The organism is Pseudomonas sp. TH15 (assembly GCF_016651105.1).
GTDB lineage: Bacteria > Pseudomonadota > Gammaproteobacteria > Pseudomonadales > Pseudomonadaceae > Aquipseudomonas.
The window spans coordinates 201,871-223,000 of the sequence record NZ_JAEKEL010000001.1; the positions used below are offsets into that span (position 1 = coordinate 201,871).

Annotated in this window: 20 protein-coding genes; 13 read left to right on the forward strand and 7 right to left on the reverse strand. The window is 60.1% G+C overall.

What is annotated here, in order from left to right; translation table 11 throughout:
* Positions 1–136 precede the first annotated feature (136 nt).
* Complete coding sequence (locus JFT87_RS00960; RefSeq protein ID WP_201198159.1) at positions 137–1,453, forward strand: bifunctional DedA family/phosphatase PAP2 family protein; 1,317 nt, start codon at positions 137–139, stop codon at positions 1,451–1,453.
* A gap of 98 nt (positions 1,454–1,551) precedes the next feature.
* Here JFT87_RS00960 and JFT87_RS00965 read toward each other — a convergent pair whose 3' ends face one another.
* The 3 genes from JFT87_RS00965 to JFT87_RS00975 are packed head-to-tail and all read right to left on the reverse strand — an operon-like array spanning position 1,552 to position 3,228.
* Positions 1,552–2,142 carry an LON peptidase substrate-binding domain-containing protein gene (locus JFT87_RS00965; RefSeq protein WP_201198160.1) on the reverse strand — a complete coding sequence of 197 codons (591 nt, stop codon included), beginning with the start codon at positions 2,140–2,142 and terminating at the stop codon, positions 1,552–1,554.
* A 10-nt stretch (positions 2,143–2,152) separates the two neighbouring features.
* Positions 2,153–2,869: an LrgB family protein gene (locus JFT87_RS00970; protein ID WP_201191900.1), complete on the reverse strand. Its 717-nt coding sequence runs from the start codon at positions 2,867–2,869 to the stop codon at positions 2,153–2,155.
* Positions 2,866–3,228, reverse strand: a complete 363-nt coding sequence (locus tag JFT87_RS00975; RefSeq protein WP_201191898.1) for a CidA/LrgA family protein — start codon at positions 3,226–3,228, stop codon at positions 2,866–2,868. Before JFT87_RS00975 ends, JFT87_RS00970 begins: the two co-directional genes overlap by 4 nt.
* 196 nt (positions 3,229–3,424) lie before the next feature.
* Between JFT87_RS00975 and JFT87_RS00980 the strand changes: the two genes are divergently transcribed.
* The 3 genes from JFT87_RS00980 to JFT87_RS00990 all read left to right on the forward strand — a co-directional run bounded on the left by JFT87_RS00980 (position 3,425) and on the right by JFT87_RS00990 (position 6,379).
* Positions 3,425–3,880 carry a MaoC family dehydratase gene (locus JFT87_RS00980; protein ID WP_201198161.1) on the forward strand — a complete coding sequence of 152 codons (456 nt, stop codon included), beginning with the start codon at positions 3,425–3,427 and terminating at the stop codon, positions 3,878–3,880.
* Between the two features lie 111 nt (positions 3,881–3,991).
* The gene (locus tag JFT87_RS00985; RefSeq protein WP_201198162.1) at positions 3,992–5,710 is read left to right on the forward strand and encodes a C13 family peptidase; all 1,719 of its coding nucleotides are present in this window, start codon (positions 3,992–3,994) and stop codon (positions 5,708–5,710) included.
* 27 nt (positions 5,711–5,737) lie between these two features.
* On the forward strand, positions 5,738–6,379 hold the full coding sequence (locus JFT87_RS00990) for an oxidoreductase (RefSeq protein WP_201198163.1): 642 nt from the start codon (positions 5,738–5,740) through the stop codon (positions 6,377–6,379).
* 105 nt (positions 6,380–6,484) lie between these two features.
* Here the strand turns inward: JFT87_RS00990 and JFT87_RS00995 are convergent, their stop codons facing one another.
* The 4 genes from JFT87_RS00995 to JFT87_RS01010 form a co-directional block, all read right to left on the reverse strand.
* Complete coding sequence (locus tag JFT87_RS00995) at positions 6,485–6,769, reverse strand: YceK/YidQ family lipoprotein (RefSeq protein WP_201198164.1); 285 nt, start codon at positions 6,767–6,769, stop codon at positions 6,485–6,487.
* Complete coding sequence (gene ubiX, locus JFT87_RS01000; RefSeq protein ID WP_201198165.1) at positions 6,762–7,394, reverse strand: flavin prenyltransferase UbiX; 633 nt, start codon at positions 7,392–7,394, stop codon at positions 6,762–6,764. Before ubiX ends, JFT87_RS00995 begins: the two co-directional genes overlap by 8 nt.
* The gene (gene mpl, locus JFT87_RS01005; RefSeq protein WP_201198166.1) at positions 7,391–8,740 is read right to left on the reverse strand and encodes a UDP-N-acetylmuramate:L-alanyl-gamma-D-glutamyl-meso-diaminopimelate ligase; all 1,350 of its coding nucleotides are present in this window, start codon (positions 8,738–8,740) and stop codon (positions 7,391–7,393) included. Before mpl ends, ubiX begins: the two co-directional genes overlap by 4 nt.
* A gap of 267 nt (positions 8,741–9,007) precedes the next feature.
* Positions 9,008–10,930 carry a sigma-54-dependent Fis family transcriptional regulator gene (locus JFT87_RS01010; RefSeq protein WP_201198167.1) on the reverse strand — a complete coding sequence of 641 codons (1,923 nt, stop codon included), beginning with the start codon at positions 10,928–10,930 and terminating at the stop codon, positions 9,008–9,010.
* Positions 10,931–11,401: 471 nt separating this feature from the next.
* On the opposite strand from JFT87_RS01010, the gene exaC reads away from it, so the two are divergent.
* From exaC to JFT87_RS01055, 9 genes are all read left to right on the forward strand, one after another.
* On the forward strand, positions 11,402–12,922 hold the full coding sequence (exaC, locus tag JFT87_RS01015) for an acetaldehyde dehydrogenase ExaC (protein WP_201198168.1): 1,521 nt from the start codon (positions 11,402–11,404) through the stop codon (positions 12,920–12,922).
* Positions 12,923–13,184: 262 nt separating this feature from the next.
* A complete protein-coding gene (gene eat, locus JFT87_RS01020; protein ID WP_201198169.1) occupies positions 13,185–14,555 on the forward strand; it encodes an ethanolamine permease in 1,371 nt (456 codons plus the stop codon).
* A 218-nt stretch (positions 14,556–14,773) separates the two neighbouring features.
* Positions 14,774–16,168 (forward strand): ethanolamine ammonia-lyase subunit EutB, encoded by a 1,395-nt coding sequence (locus JFT87_RS01025; protein ID WP_201198170.1) that lies wholly within the window; start codon positions 14,774–14,776, stop codon positions 16,166–16,168.
* Between the two features lie 8 nt (positions 16,169–16,176).
* Positions 16,177–17,001, forward strand: coding sequence for an ethanolamine ammonia-lyase subunit EutC (gene eutC / locus JFT87_RS01030; RefSeq protein WP_201198171.1), 825 nt, complete (start codon positions 16,177–16,179; stop codon positions 16,999–17,001).
* A gap of 116 nt (positions 17,002–17,117) precedes the next feature.
* Positions 17,118–17,579, forward strand: coding sequence for a GNAT family N-acetyltransferase (locus JFT87_RS01035; protein WP_201198172.1), 462 nt, complete (start codon positions 17,118–17,120; stop codon positions 17,577–17,579).
* Between the two features lie 248 nt (positions 17,580–17,827).
* Positions 17,828–18,484, forward strand: a complete 657-nt coding sequence (locus JFT87_RS01040; RefSeq protein ID WP_201198173.1) for a DedA family protein — start codon at positions 17,828–17,830, stop codon at positions 18,482–18,484.
* Between the two features lie 6 nt (positions 18,485–18,490).
* Positions 18,491–19,303 carry a M90 family metallopeptidase gene (locus tag JFT87_RS01045; protein ID WP_201198174.1) on the forward strand — a complete coding sequence of 271 codons (813 nt, stop codon included), beginning with the start codon at positions 18,491–18,493 and terminating at the stop codon, positions 19,301–19,303.
* 113 nt (positions 19,304–19,416) lie between these two features.
* A complete protein-coding gene (gene ppa / locus JFT87_RS01050) occupies positions 19,417–19,944 on the forward strand; it encodes an inorganic diphosphatase (RefSeq protein WP_008153565.1) in 528 nt (175 codons plus the stop codon).
* A gap of 223 nt (positions 19,945–20,167) precedes the next feature.
* Positions 20,168–20,914, forward strand: coding sequence for a S24 family peptidase (locus JFT87_RS01055; RefSeq protein WP_201198175.1), 747 nt, complete (start codon positions 20,168–20,170; stop codon positions 20,912–20,914).
* Positions 20,915–21,130 lie beyond the last annotated feature (216 nt).

Below are 21,130 nucleotides of genomic sequence, written 5' to 3' on the forward strand. Positions count from 1 at the left end.
TCTCCCTGTAGGAGCCGCCGAAGGCTGCGATCTTTTGATTTTGATCTTTTCAATACCGCAGAAAATCAAGATCAAAAAGATCGCAGCCTTCGGCAGCTCCTACGCAGGGGGCAATTTGTAAAGTGGAGTTGTAGGTATGGGCCCATGGCTCGATAGCATCACCGGTTGGTTGACGGTCAATCCGCAGTGGCTGGCCGCCGCGGTGTTCATAGTGGCCTGCGTGGAATGCCTGGCGATTGCCGGGCTGATCGTGCCCGGTACCGTTTTGCTGTTTGCCATCGCGGTGCTGGCCGGCAGCGGCGCGCTGCCGCTCGGCGAAACACTATTGCTGGGTTTTCTCGGTGGTTTGTTCGGTGACATGGTTTCGTACTTTCTTGGGCGACATTTCCACCAGAACATTCGCCGCCTGCCGGGCTTGCGTCATCACCCGGAATGGATCGCCGGGGCCGAGTCTTATTTCCAGCGGTATGGCATCGCCAGCTTGTTAGTCGGGCGCTTCATCGGGCCGTTGCGGCCAATGCTGCCGATGGTCGCCGGGATGTTCGACATGCCCTTCCCGCGCTTTATCGCCGTCAGCCTGCTGGCCGCTGCGGGATGGAGCGTTGCCTACCTGCTGCCCGGCTGGGCCACAGGCGCGGCGATTCGCCTGCCATTACCGGAAGGCTTCTGGCCAGAAGCGGGGATCGTCGCCGGCAGCATTGCGGTCATGATCGGCTTGAGTGTCACCAGTAGCCTGCGTCGCCATCGCCACGCCAGCGCCTTCATTGCCAGCCTGGGCCTGGTGATTCTGCTCGGGCTGTTTTTCGGCTACCCGCACCTGAGCGCGCTCGATCAAGGCTTGATGACTCTGGTGCAAGAACACCGCAGCCCGATGATGGATGAGGTGGCCGTCATCTTCACGCTGCTCGGCGAGTTCCGAAATATGCTGGTGTTCAGCGCCCTGCTGACCGGCCTGCTGTTGCTGACACGGCAATGGCGTCAGGCGATTTTCGTTGGCGGCGCACTGTTGTGTACGGCGATTGGCAACACCGTGACCAAGCACTTTTTCGCCCGCCTGCGCCCGGAAGTGCTGACCGATCCACTGACCAGTTACAGCATGCCCAGCGGCCACGCCTCCGGCTCCTTCGCGTTGTTTCTGGCGCTCGGAGTTCTGGCTGGACGCGGACAACCACCACGAATGCGCCTGACCTGGCTGTTGCTGGGCTGCATGCCGGCGCTGGCAATTGCTATGTCGCGGGTGTACCTGGGCGCGCATTGGCCGACCGATGTACTGGCCGGCGCAATGCTGGCGGCGTGTGTCTGTGCGGCAAGCCTGTGGCTGAGTCAACGCCAGACACCACTCAACCCAATGCCACCTAAAGTCTGGTGGCTGGTGTTGCCGTCGATGCTGGCGTTGTTTGCGTTCTTTGCTTTACGGCATTTGCCGCATGCGATGTTGCGGTATGCCTATTAACGCGAGCCTTTAAAGATCAAAAGATCGCAGCCTTCGGCAGCTCCTTGGGGAACACATATCCCGTGTAGGAGCTGCCGCAGGCTGCGATCTTTTAGGGCTCAAGCAAACAGTTCGCCCTGCAACTCATCCAGCAACGCCTGAATCGCATCCAGCCGTTGCTGCGGGTCATCGAGTTGCAGCAGGTCAATCTTGTCCACTTCCGCAAACGGCAGCAGATACGCCAATTGATTGGCCAGTGACTGTTGCCCGGTTGCTTCAGTGCCCATGTTCAGCGCCTCGACCATCGGGTGTTCGGCCAAGGCCTTGAGCAGCGCAACCAGGTCAGCGTCTTCATCCTGCAACGGTTGCTCAGGTTCGTCTTCCAGCCACTCGACGTCGGCGACAGTCAGGTGATCGCGCTGGATCTCGGTGTGCAGGACATTGAAACGCCGGCCACCCTGCACCCGAATCCCCAACAGGCCGTTGTCCTGCTGTTTGAAGTCGGTGATCAATGCTTCACAGCCCACCAGCGCATAACCCGCCGGGGCGATACCGACTTCTTCGCCGTCCAGGATGCACACCACACCGAAGCCGCCGCCTTGTTTCATGCAGCGGCTGATCATGTCCAGGTAGCGCGCCTCGAAGATCTGCAAATCGAGGATGCAACCTGGGAACAGCACCGTGTTCAGCGGGAAAAGCGGCAGACTCATAGACATTTCCTTACACCACCATCGACACCGCCAACGGCAGGAACACCGCCGTGGCCACGCCCATCAGACTCATCGCCAGCGCCGCGAAGGCACCGCATTCTTCACTTTCCTGCAAGGCCACCGAAGTGCCGACCGCGTGGGCGGTCATGCCCAGGGCCATGCCGCGAGCCTCAGGGCTATGGACACCGAGCCGGGTCAAAAGACTCGGGCCGAAAATCGCACCGATCACGCCGGTAATCAACACGAACACCGCTGCCAGTGCCGCGACACCACCAATCTGCTCGGCCACCAGCATCGCAATCGGCGAGGTCACGGATTTCGGTGCCATGGTCATCAGGATCATATGTTCGGCACCAAACCACCAGCCCAGCAACACACCCATGCCCGTGGCGACCACGCCACCTATCACCAGCGTAGTAAAAATCGGCCAGAACAACTGCCGAATCCGTCGCAGGTTCAAGTACAGCGGCACCGCCAACGCAACCGTGGCAGGGCCGAGCAGGATGCTGAGAATCTCGGTGCTCTTACGGTACTCGGCGTAGGTCAGGCCGCAGCCCACCAGCACGCCGATCACCAGCACCATCGAGACCAATACCGGTTGCAGGAAGATCCAGCGGGTTTTCTCGAACGCCGCGAGCACCAGTTGATAAGCGCCCAGCGTAATGCCGATGCCAAACAGCGGATGGTGAATCACCGAATCCAGTGCACCTTGCCAATCGAGGATCATTGGCCGTCTCCGCGATGGGCGTGGCGTTTGATCAGGCGCTGCATCAGCACCCCGACGAAGGCCATGGATAGCACCAACGACAACACCAGTGCGCCGGCGATGGCCCAGAAGTCTGCGGCAATGTCCTTGGCATAAACCATCACGCCCACCGCCGGCGGCACCAGCAGCAACGGCAGGTAACGCAGCAAACTGCCCGCGGCCAGGTTCAGCGGCTCGCCGACTTCGCCACGAATAATCAGGAACACCAGCAACAGCAGCAGGCCGATAATAGGTCCCGGCAGCACCGGCAAAAACAGGTGGTTGATGGCTGTGCCCAGCAATTGGAACAGCACCAGCCAGGTCAGGCCACGTAACAACATCCAGCATCTCCCGCAACGCTCGCCCCACAAAGCAGGGGCCGGGCATTATAAGCACGCCGACGCTATAGACCGGCATTCGCCAAAAGCATGGTCAGTTGACCGGAGCAATTTGTCATGTTGATCTAAAGTAGTAAGCCGGGAGGTCAAATCCCCCCACCTCAAAACTATAAAACCGATGAAACCAAGGAGAGTCTCAATGCCCTATGTTCCTGTTGCAGAGCTCAAAGATTATGTCGGCAAGGAACTTGGACGTTCCGAATGGCTCACCATCGATCAGGAGCGCATCAACCTGTTCGCCGAAGCCACAGGGGATTATCAGTTCATTCACGTCGACCCGGTCAAAGCCGCGAAAACCCCATTCGGCAGCACCATTGCCCACGGTTTCCTGTCGCTGTCGCTGATGCCCAAACTGATGGAAGACATCCTGATCCTGCCGGAAGGCGTGAAAATGGTGGTCAACTATGGCCTGGACAGCGTGCGCTTCATCCAGCCGGTGAAAGTCAATTCACGGGTACGGCTCAAGGTCGACATGAACGAAGTCACCGAGAAGAAACCCGGACAATGGCTGCTCAAGGCCACCGCAACACTGGAAATAGAAGGCTCGGACAAACCGGCGTACATCGCCGAACCGCTGTCCCTCTGTTTCGTATAAAGCCTCTGGATGCGAAGCAGCTCATGCTGTTTCGCGACTCTATTTATTCCCTCGCTATATAAGGTCGCATAGCTGCGGCATACTCGGTCGCCTAACTGCCCGGATCCCGCTATGCGCTCACTTGCACCCCTCGCTTTGACCCTGTTGCTCACCGCTTGTGGCGATGGCGAATCGCTGCTATCCCCTGACGCCCGACTGCCGGATGGCGGACGCTATCGCGGAGACTTGGTCAATGGGTTGCTGCAAGGCCAGGGCCGCATCGACTACCCGAACGGCAGTTGGTACGCCGGCCAGTTCGACAAGGGCCAATGGCATGGCCAGGGCGAGTGGCACGGCAGCAACGGCGAGGTGTATCGCGGGCAGTTCCAGCAAGGGCTCTTCGACGGCCAGGGCACGCTGACCACCAATGGCAGCAGCTACAGCGGCGGCTTCAAACTCGGCCGGCGCGACGGCGAAGGCACCCTCAAAGAAAACGGCATGACTTACCGCGGTGAGTTCAAGGCCGATCAGTATTCAGGGCTCGGCCGTCTCGAACTCGAGGACGGCAGCTCGTATCAAGGTCAGTTCGCCCACGGCAAGCCCAACGGCGAAGGCCAGCGTGGAGATGCCAGCGGCAATCAGTTCAGCGGGCATTTTGTCGACGGCCAGCTGGAAGGCAACGGCACCTTCAACAGCGCCGACGGTGATATCTACGTCGGTGCCTTCAAAGACAACCAGCTCAACGGTAAGGGGCGCTACGAGAACGCCGATGGCGATGTCTGGATCGGTCAGTTCAAGGAAGGCGTGCTCAACGGCAAAGGCGAGCTGATCGGCACCGACGGCAGCCATTACATCGGCCAGTTCAGCGATTGGCGCTTCACCGGCCCGGGCCGCTTGAACCTGGCCGACGGCAGTTTCTACGTCGGTGGATTCGACGCTGACAGCTATCAAGGTCGCGGCACCCTGGTGCTGACCGACGGTACCGTCATCAGCGGCACCTGGATCAACGGCCAACGCGTCCGTGACGCCGACGGCAAGTTGTTGCCCGACACCCTTGAGCTCGGCTTGCTGGCCCAGGGCCGCTTGCTCGACGAAGCGCTGGCCAACGTGCCCGCCTCGACCCCGGCGGTTGAGCTGTACAGCCTGACGCTCGGCGGCGACGGCAAGCAGAGCGTATTCCTGCGCGAATCCGACTACGTCGCCAACATGCTCGCCAGCCGCTTCGGCGCCTACGGCCAGATCCGCCTGGTCAACCACCGTGACCACCTCGGCGACCGGCCGATGGCCACCCGCGAGAATCTGCGGCGAGCGGCACAGACCCTCGCTGAACGCAGTGGCCCGGAAGACTTGCTGTTCATCTACCTGACCAGCCACGGCACCAGCGAACACGAACTGGTACTCGACCAGCCACGAATGGAGCTGGCCGACCTGCCGGCCGACGAACTGGCTGCGGTCCTCGCCCCCCTGAAGAATCGCGACAAGATCATCGTGATTTCATCCTGCTATTCCGGCGGCTTCATTCCGGCGTTGAAAGACGAACGAACCCTGATCATGACGGCCTCGCGGGCTGACCGGGTGTCCTTCGGTTGCTCGGAAGAAGCCAACTTTACCTACTTCGGCGACGCGCTGTTCGCTCAGGCGCTGAACCAGACCGACGACCTGGAGCAAGCCTTCAAACTGGCCAAGGCCACCGTTGCCGAGCGCGAGCTGGCGGACAATTTCGAAGCCTCTGAACCGCAGATCTGGGCGCCGAAAACCGTGCTCGCACACTGGCAATTGCTGCGCAAACAACAAGCGCGAAAAGCATTACAAAGTGCTGCTATCAGCAGCAAGGACGCCAAGAGCAACTAAGCTGAATAGTATCAAGGGGGAAACACCATGTACTTGACGCCTCAGCATGTCTTGCTTGCCGGAGCTACTGGCCTAACCGGCGAACGTTTGCTCGATCGCCTGCTCAATGAGCCAACGATTACGCGGGTCCTGGCACCGTCACGCCGGCCACTGGCCGAGCACCCTCACCTGGAAAACCCGGTCGGCGACCCGGCGGTGTTTCTGCCGCAACTGAACGGTCGCGTCGACATCGCCTACTGCTGCCTCGGCACCACAATCAAACAGGCCGGCACCGAGCAGGCGTTTCGCGCGGTGGACCTGGACATGGTGGTGGCGTTCGCCAAGCGCGCACGGGAAATGGGCGCCCGGCACCTGATCGTGATCAGCGCCTTGGGTGCTGATCCAAAATCCTCGGTTTTCTACAATCGGGTCAAAGGCGAAATGGAACAAGCCTTGCGCGCGCAAGACTGGCCGCAGCTGACCATTTGCCGCCCTTCCCTACTGCTGGGTGAGCGCCTCGAACCGCGGCTGGCCGAGCAATTCGCCGGGCCGTTGTCGCGATTGATTCCCGGCAAATACCGCGGCATCGAAGCCTGCCAACTGGCCCGCGCCATGTGGCGACTGGCGCTGGAAGAGCAGGATGGCGTGCGGGTGGTTGAGTCGGATGAGCTGAGGAAGCTCGGCAAATAACCCCCAGCGTTTTTGAGGACGCTTTCGCGAGCAGGCTCGCTCCCACAGTTTCGCGTATCCCCTGTGGGAGCGAGCCTGCTCGCGAATGGAGTGCAAAGCACTCCCCTACAATCCGCCAGTCGCCTGAAACCCAACCCCAATCACCGTCAACACCGACAACGGCAACAGCAAGGTGTCGAGCAACGCGCTGGCCGGCAGGTCGACATTGGGATAACTCGGGGCTTCGGCACCGAAACGATCCTTGGCGCAACAACCGCCGTTCATCGCATACAAATCCAGCCGCGTCCCCGAATACACCACCGGCGCACCCGGCTGCGCGGCATTCAGGGTACGAGCGGTGGCGCAACCGGTCAGTTGCAACGCCAGCAACACCATCAGCAGCTTATTCATCGCTGCTCAAATGATGCTCGCCCCAACGCGGCAGCATGTCCTGAGGAATGTTCAACAGATTGAGAATCCGCGCGACGACGAAGTCGATCAGGTCGTCGATGGTCTGTGGCTGATGATAGAAACCCGGCGACGCCGGCATAATCGTCACGCCCATGTTCGACAACTTGAGCATGTGCTCCAGATGAATGCTCGAGTACGGCGCCTCACGCGGCACCAGAATCAATTGGCGGCGCTCCTTCAAGGTCACGTCGGCGGCCCGCTCGATCAGGTTGTTGCAGGCACCGGTCGCGATAGCCGACAAAGTCCCCGTCGAGCACGGCACCACCACCATCGCCGCTGGCGCACCGGAGCCCGAGGCCACCGGCGACATCCAGTCTTCCTTGCCGTACACCTTGATTTGCCCGGCGGCAGCCCCGGTGTACTCGGTGAGGAAGGCCTGCATGGTCTGCGGCTTGGGCGGCAGCGTCACGTCAGTCTCGGTGGCCATCACCAGTTGCGCAGCCTTGGAGATCAGAAAGTGCACCTCCCGGTCCTCGCGCACCAGGCAATCAAGCAGGCGCAAGCCGTACTGGGCGCCGGAAGCACCGGTCATCGCCAGCGTAATGCGCTCCGGGCCGTTGTTCATTGCAGCGCCTCGGCGAGTTTGCCATGCAGGCCGCCGAAGCCGCCGTTGCTCATGATCACCACGTGGGTGCCGGGCTGGGCCTGGCTTTTCACACGTTCGATGATGCCTTCGAGTGAGTCGCTGACAATCGATGGCACGGTGCACAGTGCCGCCGTCCCCGCCAGGTCCCAGCCGAGGTTCGCCGGTGCGTACCAGATCACCTGATCGGCATCGACCACGCTTTCCGGCAAACCGTCACGGTGCGCGCCGAGCTTCATGGAGTTGGAGCGCGGCTCGATGATCGCGATCAACGGCGCATCGCCAATGTGTTTGCGCAGACCATCGAGCGTGGTGGCAATGGCAGTCGGGTGGTGCGCGAAGTCATCGTAAATGGTGATACCACGGACTTCCGCGACTTTCTCCATCCGGCGCTTCACGCTTTTGAACGCACTCAGCGCCGCAATGCCCATGGACGGCACCACGCCGACATGGCGGGCCGCCGCCAAGGTCGCCAAGGCGTTGGCGACGTTGTGCTGGCCGGTCATGTCCCACTCGACCACGCCTTGGGCGACGCCTTCGAACATCACTTCAAACTTGGAACCGTCTTCGCTCAGCAGTTTGACCTGCCACTGACCGCCGGCACCGGTGGTTTGCACCGGGGTCCAGCAGCCCATTTCGATCACGCGCTTCAGCGCCGGCTCGGTGGTCGGATGGATCACCAGGCCTTCGCTCGGGATGGTCCGCACCAAATGGTGGAACTGCCGCTCGATGGCTGGCAGATCGGGGAAGATGTCCGCGTGATCGAACTCAAGATTGTTCAGGATCGCCGTGCGTGGGCGGTAGTGAACGAACTTGGAGCGCTTATCGAAGAACGCGCTGTCGTATTCGTCGGCTTCGATCACAAAGAACGGTGTACCACCCAAACGAGCGGACACCGAGAAATTCTGCGGCACGCCCCCGATCAGGAAACCCGGGCTCATGCCCGCGTGCTCCAGTACCCAGGCAAGCATGCTGCTGGTGGTGGTCTTGCCGTGAGTGCCGGCAACGGCCAGCACCCAGCGACCTTGCAGCACGTGATCCGCCAGCCATTGCGGGCCGGAAACGTAGGGCAGGCCTTTGTTCAGTACGTACTCGACGGCCGGGTTGCCACGAGACATGGCGTTGCCAATCACCACCAGATCCGGTGCCGGATCGAGTTGGGCGGGATCGTAGCCTTGGGTCAACTGAATGCCCTGAGCCTCAAGCTGAGTACTCATCGGCGGATAGACGTTGGCATCGGAGCCGGTCACGTGATGGCCCAGCTCTTTGGCCAGAACCGCCATCGAACCCATGAAAGTGCCGCAGATACCCAGAATATGAATGTGCATAGTCGACCTCGTAAAACATGGCCGCAGGTTAGCGTAGGGTAGGAAAAATCGCACTCTTTAGCTGATTGGGCCGGGTGGGTGGGTCTTAACATCTCGGATCGACTGCAGACTGCCACCCTCACCCCAGCCCTCTCCCAGAGGGCGAGGGAGCCGATCTGTGTTGCCTTCAAATCCTGAGTTCGACTCGATAGTTCAGGTCGGCGTAGATCATCAGACCGACTCGGTCAGTCCCCTCTCCCCGTGGGAGAGGGCTAGGGTGAGGGCCTTCTAACTGACTCGCCGCTCAATGCCGTGCTTACGCAGTTTGCGATAAAGGGTATTGCGGCTGACACCAAGCTGTTCAGCCGTATGCGTCATATGCCAGCGCGTCTGCTCCAACGCATTGAGCAACGCCAGCCGCTCGGCATCCTCCAGCGGATGCTCCGACGACTCTTCAACCACCAACGCAACCGCCGGCCGGGCCTGGCGAATCATCGCCGGCAAATCCTCCAGCCCGACTCGCCCGCCATCACACAATGCCGCCAGCGTGCGCAGTACATTGCGCAACTGCCGCACGTTGCCTGGCCAAGCAAAAGCGAGCAAGGCCTGACGCGCCGGCTGGTCAATCAACACGGTTTCCCCGCCAGCCTCTTCGGCCAGCAAGAAATCCAGCAACTGGGATTTATCGCTGCGCTCACGCAACGCCGGCAACGCCACTTCCAGGCCATTGAGCCGGTAGTACAAATCCTCGCGGAAGCTGCCGTCCTGCACCCGATCCAGCAAATTCCGGTGGGTAGCGCTGATAATTCTGACGTTGACCGACTCCGGTTCACCGCCAATCGGCACCACTTGGCGATCTTCCAGCACCCTTAATAGCCGGGTCTGCAAGGCCAGCGGCATGTCGCCGATTTCATCAAGGAACAACGTGCCGCCATCGGCCTGCTGCAACTTGCCGCGCATGCCTTCCTTGCGTGCACCGGTGAAGCTGCCGCCGCGATAGCCGAACAGCTCGCTTTCGATCAGGCTTTCGGGGATGGCCGCGCAGTTGAGGGCGACAAAGGATTTTTCGGCCCGCTGGCTGGCCTGGTGCACCGCTTTGGCAAAGGCTTCCTTGCCGGAACCGGTTTCGCCGTTGATCAGCAGCGGCACGTCTCGTTCGAACACCCGCAGGGCCTTGCGGAAATCTTCTTGCAACGCGGCATCGCCCAGGCAGATACCGGACAAGCGCGGACGCTCGGCAATCACCGGACGCTGTACCACCGGCACCGGAATACTGCGCGGCTGACCGCGCAACACGGCAAACAGACTGCGTCCGTCACGGGTGCGCAACGGCCAACTGGCGCTGGCATTCACGCTCGCGCGGCCGAGCAACTCATCCAGCGAGCAATCGAAAAACGCTTCCACCGGTTTACCCAGCAATCCGCCGCGTATGTGCCCGAGCAAGTTCAACGCACTCTGGTTGACCGCACTGATCCGCCCTTCGCCATCGAACGCCAACAGCCCTTCACTGAACAGCCCGACGGACTCAGCTTGCAAGTGAAAACGCAGCAACCATTGATTGTCGAAGTAACGCAGGAAATAACAGCTCTCGATCATCTTCGCCGAGAGATTGACCAGCGCCATGGTGTGGAACTGGCTCTGGCGCGAGACTTCATGGCGCGCGGAAGATACGTCGAGCACTGCCAGCAGTTCGCCATGCGGGTCGAACACCGGGCTTGCCGAGCAGGTCAGGCCGGTGTGACGACCGCGAAAGTGTTCATCCTGGTGAATGGTCAGGGACTGACGCTCCACCAGGCAGGTGCCGATGCCGTTGGTGCCTTCGCAGGCTTCGCTCCAGTCGGCGCCAAGCCAGAGCCCGGCGCGCTCGAAAATCTTCCGTTCGGCGGGGGCAGTGACGCAATTGAGGATCACCCCACGGGCGTCGGTCAGCAGCACCGCGTGGCCGGCGCCCGAAAGTTGCTGATGCAGACTGGTCATTTCGTTGCCGGCAATCTGCAGCACTTGCTGCAAGCGTTCACGGCTTTCCAGCACCCGGCCATGTTCCAGCACCGTCGGCGCAATCGTCAGGGCCGGGTCGAGGTGATAATCCTCAAGACAGCGCAGCCAGGAACGGGCAATCGACGGATCGCTGCCAGGGCCGTACAGGTGCGATTTGCCCTGGGTAACGGTCAGGACTTGCTGGGCATGGCGACTCAAATGGTTGTCGTGCATTTCTTATTATTCCCCGAAAGGTTTGCTGCTTCTGCATAGCAACTGCCAAACACTGCACCTGTGGCGAGGGGGCTTGCCCCCGTTCGGCTGCGCAGCAGTCGTAAATCCTGAGCACGCGGTGTAACAGGTAAATCGAGGTGGCTGGTTTTGGGGCCGCTTCGCAGCCCAACGGGGGTAAACCCCCTCGCCACAAGGAAGACCTGCATGGCGATTTGAGGCCCAGCATCCTCCAGCCTCCATTGCTTTGCAATGCTGGCAAGACCACCCAGTCACAGCCTGTGCCACAAGCGGTACAAACTGTCATCCAGGCTGTACCGAAACCGTCACAGACGCCGCCCGCTTGTCCGACATAAACCGCGCAAGGCCTTGATTTGCCTGACCTGCAAGGCAGTGGCCCAACCTTTGCTCTACGCTTATAACAAGCGCACATGCGCTCTCCCTTATAAGCACAAAAGCCAAGGAGAAATCACCATGCGTTACGCTCACCCCGGTACTGAAGGCGCTATCGTTTCGTTCAAGAGCAAATACGGTAACTACATCGGCGGCGAGTTCGTCGCGCCTGTTAAAGGTCAGTACTTCACCAATACCTCGCCAGTGAATGGCCAACCGATTGCCGAATTCCCACGCTCCACGGCCGAAGACATCGATAAAGCCCTGGACGCTGCCCACGCCGCTGCCGATGCCTGGGGCGCCACGTCCGCCCAGGCGCGCTCGCTGGTGCTGCTGAAAATTGCCGACCGCATCGAGCAGAACCTGGAACTGTTGGCGATCACCGAATCCTGGGACAACGGCAAAGCCGTTCGCGAAACCCTCAACGCTGACATCCCGCTGGCGGCGGATCACTTCCGCTACTTCGCCGGTTGCATCCGCGCCCAGGAAGGCAGCGCTGCCGAGATCGACGGCAACACCGTGGCTTATCACATCCATGAACCGCTGGGCGTGGTTGGGCAGATCATCCCGTGGAACTTCCCGATCCTGATGGCTGCCTGGAAACTCGCTCCGGCCCTGGCCGCCGGTAACTGCGTGGTGCTCAAGCCTGCCGAGCAAACCCCGCTGGGCATCACCGTGCTGATGGAACTGATCGGCGACCTGCTGCCGCCCGGCGTGCTCAACGTGGTGCAAGGGTTCGGCAAAGAAGCCGGCGAAGCCCTGGCCACCAGCAAGCGCATCGCCAAGATCGCCTTCACCGGCTCGACCCCGGTTGGCTCGCACATCATGCACGCAGCTGCCGAAAACATTATTCCGTCCACCGTGGAGCTCGGTGGCAAGTCTCCGAACATCTTCTTCGCCGACATCATGCAAGCCGAACCGACCTTCATCGAAAAAGCCGCTGAAGGCCTGGTACTGGCGTTCTTCAACCAGGGCGAAGTCTGCACCTGCCCGTCCCGAGCACTGGTTCAGGAGTCGATCTACGACGAGTTCATGGCCGTCGTGATGAAGAAAGTTCTGCAAATCAAACGCGGCGACCCGCTGGACACCGACACCATGGTCGGCGCCCAGGCGTCCGAGCAGCAATTCGACAAGATTCTTTCATACCTGGAAATCGCCAAGGGCGAAGGCGCCGAGCTGCTGACCGGCGGCAAGGTGGAAAAACTCGAGGGCAACCTGTCGACCGGTTATTACATCCAGCCGACCCTGCTCAAGGGCACCAACAAAATGCGCGTGTTCCAGGAAGAAATCTTCGGCCCGGTGGTGAGCATCACCACGTTCAAGGACGAAGCTGAAGCCCTGGCCATCGCCAACGACACCGAGTTCGGCCTCGGCGCCGGCCTGTGGACCCGCGACATCAACCGCGCCTACCGCATGGGCCGCGCCATCAAGGCCGGTCGTGTGTGGACCAACTGCTATCACCTGTACCCGGCGCATGCCGCGTTCGGTGGTTACAAAAAGTCCGGCGTCGGCCGTGAAACCCACAAAATGATGCTCGATCACTATCAGCAGACCAAAAACCTGCTGGTGAGCTACGACATCAATCCGTTGGGCTTCTTCTAAGTTCGACTTTTGATCGTGTAACGGCGTTCGCGAGCAAGCTTTGCTCCTACAGGATTACGCAGGACTTGTAGGAGCATGGCTTGCCAGCGAAGGCGCCCCCAATGACACCACCAACCCAAGGTCTGGCCGCTCTGGCACGGCCCTTGCGTACCCGTCATTCAGGTTTTGCACCAAGACTGCCGCTGCGTGAACAGCGTTGATCAACCCAAACTGCCACACCCGAAAGTCCAACAGATCAAACAATAAAAAATAGAGAGGACTTATGACTTCGACGACACAGCTCAAACCCACACTCGGCACCCTGCACTTATGGGGCATTGCCGTCGGCCTGGTGATTTCCGGCGAGTACTTCGGCTGGAGTTACGGCTGGGGCACCGCAGGCACCTTGGGTTTTCTCGTCACCGCGTTGATGGTGGCGACGATGTACACCTGCTTCATCTTCAGCTTCACCGAACTGACCACCGCAATTCCCCACGCTGGCGGGCCGTTTGCCTACAGCCGGCGGGCGTTTGGTGAGAAAGGCGGATTGATCGCCGGCATCGCCACCCTGATCGAGTTCGTCTTTGCGCCGCCGGCGATTGCCATGGCCATCGGCGCTTATCTCAACGTGCAATACCCGGATCTGGACCCGAAAATTGCGGCGGTTGGCGCCTATTTCGTGTTCATGGGCCTGAACATTCTCGGCGTCAGCATTGCCGCGACGTTTGAACTGGTGGTCACCGTGCTCGCGGTTGCCGAACTGCTGGTGTTCATGGGCGTGGTCGCGCCAGGCTTCAGCTTCAGCAATTTCGTGCTCAACGGCTGGTCGGGCTCCAACGAATTCACCATCGCCTCGATCCCCGGCATCTTTGCGGCGATCCCCTTTGCGATCTGGTTTTTCCTCGCCATTGAAGGCGCGGCCATGGCGGCCGAGGAAGCCAAAGACCCGAAACGGACGATTCCCAAGGCCTACGTCAGCGGCATTCTGACCCTGGTGTTCCTGGCCATCGGCGTGATGGTAATGGCGGGCGGCGTAGGCGATTGGCGTCAACTGGCGAACATCAACGACCCACTGCCTCAGGCGATGAAAGCCGTGGTTGGTAACAATTCGAGCTGGATGCACATGCTGGTCTGGATCGGTCTGTTCGGTCTGGTGGCGAGTTTCCACGGGATCATCCTCGGCTACTCGCGGCAGTTCTTCGCCCTGGCCCGGGCCGGTTACCTGCCTAAAGGCCTGGCCAAACTCTCGCGCTTCCAGACTCCGCACCGGGCGATCCTGGCCGGCGGCGTCATCGGCATCGCCGCTATCTACAGCGACGGCCTGGTCAATCTACAAGGCATGACCCTGACGGCAGCGATGATCACCATGTCGGTATTCGGCGCCATCGTGATGTACATCATCAGTATGCTGAGCCTGTTCAAACTGCGTAAAACCGAGCCGAACCTGGAACGCACCTTCCGCGCGCCGGGCTACCCGATCGTGCCGGGGATTGCGCTGTTCCTGGCGGTGGTTTGCTTGGTGGCGATGGCGTGGTTCAACACGGTGATTGGCCTGGTTTTCCTTGGTTTCATGGCCGCCGGTTACCTGTATTTCCAACTGACCGCCAAGCAGCGCTCCGACGCACCGGCGGACGCTATGCTCACAGGTAACTGAGTTGCACCGGCGCCGGGCTTAGTGCCCGGCGCCTGCCACATCGAAGTGCACCGAGATCCAATGTGGGAGCGGGCTTGCTCGCGAAGGCGGTCTGACATGCACCATTGATGTCGACTGAGCCACCGCTTTCGCGAGCAAGTCGAATCGTCGCACCGCCGCTCCCACAGGAGTTCGGTGGTGTTTTTGAGTTATCCACAGATTCAGGAGGACCCCGTCCCATGGCCGCATTTGCCCATTCCGTCGGCGCCCAGACTTATCGCTTCGAGAGCCTCAAGGAAGTCATGGCCAAGGCCAGCCCGGCGCGCTCCGGGGACTTTCTGGCCGGCGTTGCCGCGCTCAATGATGGCGAGCGTGTGGCCGCGCAAATGGCCCTGGCTGACATTCCGCTGAGCCACTTCCTACAGGAAGTACTGATTCCTTACGAGGCCGATGAAGTCACCCGACTGATCATCGACACCCACGATAAACAAGCTTTTGCCGTGGTCAGCCACCTGACCGTCGGTGGCTTTCGCGACTGGCTGCTGAGCGACGCCGCCGACGAGCTGAGCCTGCGCGCCCTGGCTCCCGGCCTGACCCCGGAAATGGCCGCCGCCGTGTCGAAGATCATGCGCGTACAGGACCTGGTGCTGGTGGCGCAAAAAATCCGCGTAGTCACCCAGTTCCGCGGCACGATGGGCTTGCGTGGCCGCTTGTCTACACGCCTGCAACCCAATCACCCGACTGACGAACCGGCCGGGATCGCCGCGAGCATTCTCGACGGTTTGCTGTACGGCAACGGCGACGCGATGATCGGCATCAACCCGGCCACCGACAGCATCGCCTCGATCTGCGCCATGCTGGAAATGCTCGACGCGATCATCCAGCGCTACGACATTCCGACTCAGGCTTGCGTGCTGACCCACGTCACTACCTCCATCGAGGCGGTGAACCGTGGGGTGCCGCTGGACCTGGTGTTCCAGTCGATCGCCGGCACCGAAGCGGCCAACGCCAGTTTCGGCATCAACCTGAACGTATTGCAGGAAGGCTACGACGCCGGTTTGAGCCTGAATCGCGGCACCCTCGGGCAAAACCTGATGTATTTCGAAACCGGCCAGGGCAGCGCCCTGTCAGCCAACGCCCACCACGGCATCGATCAACAGACCTGCGAGACTCGAGCCTACGCCGTGGCGCGCCATTTCAAGCCGTTTCTGGTGAACACCGTCGTAGGATTTATCGGCCCGGAATACCTCTACAACGGCAAACAGATCATCCGCGCCGGCCTCGAAGACCACTTCTGCGGCAAGCTATTGGGCGTGCCGATGGGTTGCGACATTTGCTACACCAACCATGCCGAAGCCGACCAGGACGACATGGACACCCTGCTGACCCTGCTGGGCGTGGCCGGGATCAACTTCATCATGGGCATCCCCGGCTCCGACGACATCATGCTCAACTACCAGACCACTTCGTTCCACGACGCCCTTTACGCCCGGCAAACCCTGGGTTTGAAACCGGCGCCAGAGTTTGAACAGTGGCTGGCGAAAATGGGCATCTTCACCCAGGCCGACGGCAAGGTTCACTTCGGTAACAACCTGCCGCCGGCCTTCCGCCAGGCCTTGGCGCAATTGGGATGAGTGTTGATATGGATAAACCACCCGTCGATCCACAGAACCCTTGGCTGGAACTGCGTCGCCTGACCCCGGCGCGCATTGCCCTGGGCCGCACCGGCACCAGCATGCCGACCAGCGCACAGCTGGATTTCCAGTACGCCCACGCCCAGGCGCGGGACGCGGTGCATTTGCCGTTTGACCATGCAGGGCTGGGGGCGCAACTGGCCGAACGCGGCCGGGAGAGTGTGCTGCTGCATAGCGCGGCCACAGACCGGAACAGTTATTTGCAGCGCCCTGACCTGGGGCGCAAGTTGAGCGATGAATCGGCGCAGACCTTACGTGACTATGCCTCGGCCCACCCCGGCGGCGTGGATTTGGTGATTGTGGTCGCCGATGGCTTGTCGGCATTGGCCGTTCATCGCCATACCGTGCCCTTTCTGACGCGCATGGAAGAACAGGCCGCAGCGGATGGTTGGTCCGTGTCACCGGTGATTCTGGTGGAACAGGGCCGAGTGGCCGTGGCTGACGAGGTCGGTGAACTGCTGGGCGCGAAAATGGTGGTGATCCTGATCGGTGAACGTCCGGGACTCAGCTCGCCTGATAGCCTGGGTTTATATTTCACCTACAATCCTAAGGTCGGCCTCACGGATGCCTACCGCAACTGCATCTCCAACGTGCGGCTCGAAGGCCTCAGTTACGGCATGGCGGCACACCGCTTGCTGTATTTGATGCGCGAAGCCTGTCGGCGGCAGTTGTCAGGGGTCAATCTGAAGGACGAAGCCCAGGTTCAGACGCTGGAGTCGGACGCTGGTGCGGACATGAAGGGAAATTTCCTACTCAGTCCGCCGGATGCCTGAACCGTTTCCGCATTGCGTTTCTGCTGCACTTTCAGGCAGGATCGAAACACGGCTGCCCGAGTAGCAAATTGCCGTCAGAGCACGTGAAGACAGCCACTTGAAGACGAGACCAATCAATGCGGATTATTCAAGCGACCCTCGAACACCTGGACCTCCTGACTCCGCTGTTCGTCAAATATCGTGAGTTTTATGGCTCCCTTCCGTATCCGGACTCGTCCCGTGCGTTCCTCGAAAAACGCCTGCGTCGCAAGGAATCGGTGATCTACCTGGCCTTGTCCGATGACGACAACGCCAAACTGATGGGTTTCTGTCAGTTGTATCCGAGCTTTTCATCGCTATCGCTCAAACGCGTGTGGATCCTCAACGACATCTACGTCGCCGAAGACGCGCGCCGCCAACTGGTTGCCGACAACCTGATTCGCACCGCGAAGAAAATGGCCAAGGAAACCAATGCCGTGCGGATGCGTGTTTCCACCAGCAGCAATAATGAAGTGGCGCAGAAGACCTACGAGTCGATCGGGTTCAAGGAAGACACCGAATTCAAGAACTACGTGTTGCCGATTAGCGACGAGCTCTAAGATCAAAAGATCGCAGCCTGTAGGGGCTGCCGAAGGCTGCGATCTTTTCGCCTTACCCAACACTCCTGCGTCCCTGACAAATATTCACACCCCGACATCCCCCGCTACAATCTCGACGCGCTTTTCACTTTCCCCCCCGTATAATCCCGAGCTTCCCGGCTTGTAAGAAAAACTACACCCGCTTGTAGCCTTACACGAAGTCATCCGCACAGGTCTGCTGAGTCGGACCATCACCACAGGTGCCATCCATGGATTTCAACCCGATCGACCTTATCCTGCATCTCGATGTGTACCTCGACATGCTGGTAACCAATTACGGTCCATGGATTTACGCGATTCTGTTCCTGGTGATCTTCTGCGAAACCGGCCTGGTGGTAATGCCATTCCTGCCGGGCGACTCCCTGCTCTTCATCGCTGGCGCCGTGGCGGCCGGCGGCGGCATGGACCCGGTGTTGCTGGGCGGCCTGCTGATGCTGGCGGCGATCCTCGGCGATAGCACCAACTATGTGATCGGACGAACGGCAGGCGAAAAGCTCTTCAGCAACCCGAACTCGAAAATCTTCCGTCGCGACTATCTGCAACAGACTCACGACTTCTACGACAAGCATGGCGGCAAAACCGTGACCCTGGCGCGCTTCCTGCCGATCATTCGCACCTTTGCACCGTTCGTCGCCGGTGTGGCGAAGATGCCTTACCCGCGATTCTTCGGCTTCAGCGTACTGGGCACGATTTTCTGGGTCGGCGGCCTGGTGACCCTCGGTTACTTCTTCGGCAACGTACCGTTCATCAAGAAAAACCTGTCGCTGCTGGTCGTGGGCATCATCCTGCTGTCGCTGGTACCGATGATCATCGGCATCGTGCGCAGCCGCTTCGGCGGTTCGAGCTCCAAAGCCGAAACCCGCTGACCGTCCATGTGGTCCCTGAGCGCCTGGCGGCGCCAGCGCACCCTGGCCAAACACCCGATTGCCGACGACATGTGGCAACGGGTGCGCCATCACTTGAGCTTCCTTGACGGCCTCAGCGCCGCCGAAGACCAGTGGTTGCGTGAAGCCAGCGTGCTGTTCCTCGATGAAAAACACCTGACCACCCTCCCTGGCGTCGAACTTCATCAAGAGCAACGCCTGTTGCTCGCCGCTCAAGCGCAATTGCCCCTGCTAAACCTCGGCGACTTGAACTGGTATCAGGGCTTCCATGAAATCGTCCTCTACCCCGACGACTTCCTCAGCCCCCAGCGCCATCGCGATGCCAGCGGCGTCGAACACGAATGGAATGGCGAACACAGCGGCGAAGCCTGGCAGCAAGGCCCGATCATTCTCGCCTGGCCTGGCGTCATGGCCAGCGGCGGCTGGGAAGGCTATAACCTGGTGATCCACGAACTGGCGCACAAACTCGACATGCTCCACGGTGACGCCAACGGCCTGCCGCCACTGCACCCGGACATGCGCGTCAGCGACTGGGCCAAGGTCATGCAACACGCCTACGACGACCTGAACCGGCAACTTGACCGCAATCCAGGCATCGAAACCGTCATCGACCCCTACGCCGCCGAGAACCCGGCGGAGTTCTTCGCCGTCACCAGCGAATACTTCTTCAGCGCCCCGGATTTGCTGCACGAGGCTTATCCACAGGTCTACGAGCAGTTGAAGCTTTTCTATCGGCAGGATCCTTTGGACAGGTTGCGGCAACTTCAGGCGCATGACCCGGTCTATCAGGCACACGACTAAGGTCTCTACGACCTCTGGTACATGGCGTCGACGGCAGAATATGCCTATAATCGCCGCCACTTTTTGGTCAATCCGGCCAAGTGTTTTTGGTCAACTAACGGGGGCACCGCCCAATGAGCTACAGCAAGATTCCGGCTGGCAAAGACCTGCCGAACGACATCTACGTCGCGATCGAGATTCCGGCCAACCACGCGCCGATCAAATACGAAATCGACAAAGACAGCGATTGCCTGTTCGTTGACCGTTTCATGGCCACCCCGATGTTCTACCCGGCCAACTACGGTTTCATCCCTAACACCCTGGCTGACGACGGTGATCCCCTCGACGTGCTGGTTGTGACCCCTTACCCGGTTGCTCCAGGTTCGGTCATCCGCGCCCGCCCAATCGGCATCCTGCACATGACCGACGATGGCGGCGGCGATGCCAAAGTCATCGCAGTCCCACACGACAAGCTGTCCCAGCTGTACGTCGACGTGAAAGAGTGCAGCGACCTGCCACCGCTGCTGATCCAGCAGATCGAGCACTTCTTCGCGAACTACAAAGACCTCGAAAAAGGCAAATGGGTGAAGATCGAAGGTTGGGGCGACTCAGAAGCCGCTCGCACCGAGATCATGAAGTCGGTTGCTGCCTATAAAGGCTAAGCATCTGCGACTCGCGTAACGCCTGAAGAAAACCCCGGTTGATCCGGGGTTTTTTATGCTCGGTAAAAGCCGTCTTAAACAGTGTGTTTATGACGGACTACAGAAAAGTTTTAATCTGTGTAATTTCCCACAAGAGCGTCTTACATCCGGTCGCAAAATTCAGCTCGTTTTTGAACGCCCGGTTTATTCAAACCGCTCTGGCACGGCCGTAGACTCCGTGTTTATGAGAAAGAACACTAGCGGTCCAAGATTCAGGGCACTCCTGGGAGCAGCGAACATCTCGACCACGGATTTCGCAAAGTTCTGGGGCACGGAAGCCCAAAATGTCCACAACTGGTACACCCGGGGCGTCCCGGCGTATCGCATGGAAGAAGTCTCACGCCTGCTGTCCGTCAACAGCGAATGGCTGAAAACCGGCGAAGGCATCAAAGAGTCGCCGAGCCTGAACACGCCGGCCAGCAACGGCGATACCTTCGACGCTCAGGCCATCTGCGGCGTCTACACCGTCATCGACCCCAACGACATCAATCTGGCGTTCTTCAAAGAAACGTCGCTCAACAACGGCTCCGGCAAAACCCACGTCATCCAGGACCCGGACCAATCGATCCGCCTGCTGCGTGCCCACCTCGATCAACTGGACATCCGCCACTCCGACGCCATTTGCGCGCACATGATCGGCAACAGCATGGCCGAGCGTATCGAAGACGGTTCCGTCGTCGCCATCGACCGCGGCCTGACCCAAGTCGTCGACGGCGAAATCTACGCCATCGAACACGACGGCATGCTGCGCATCAAATACCTGCACCGCATGCCCGGCAACGGCCTGCGCCTGCGCAGCCACAACAGCGCCGAATACCCCGACGAAATCTTCCGGCCGGCACAGATTGAGGAACAGAGAATTCACATATTGGGCTGGGTGTTCTGGTGGTCGACCCTGAGCAAACGCAGACCGGTGGTGCCGTTTCTCTGATCTGACGACTAGCACCTCCCCCTGTAGGAGTGAGCCTGCTCGCGATGAGGCCCCGAAAAGCGGTACAAATCCCGAGTTTCTACTGCAGCAGTCGCTCTAATCCGCACACCACACTGGGAATTCCCCAAAAAAATCAGTATGCTGCGCCCCACATTTGCGCATCACCCGCCCCGCGGCTCTGATCGCACCGACAAGGCAGATCACTATCTCGCCAAG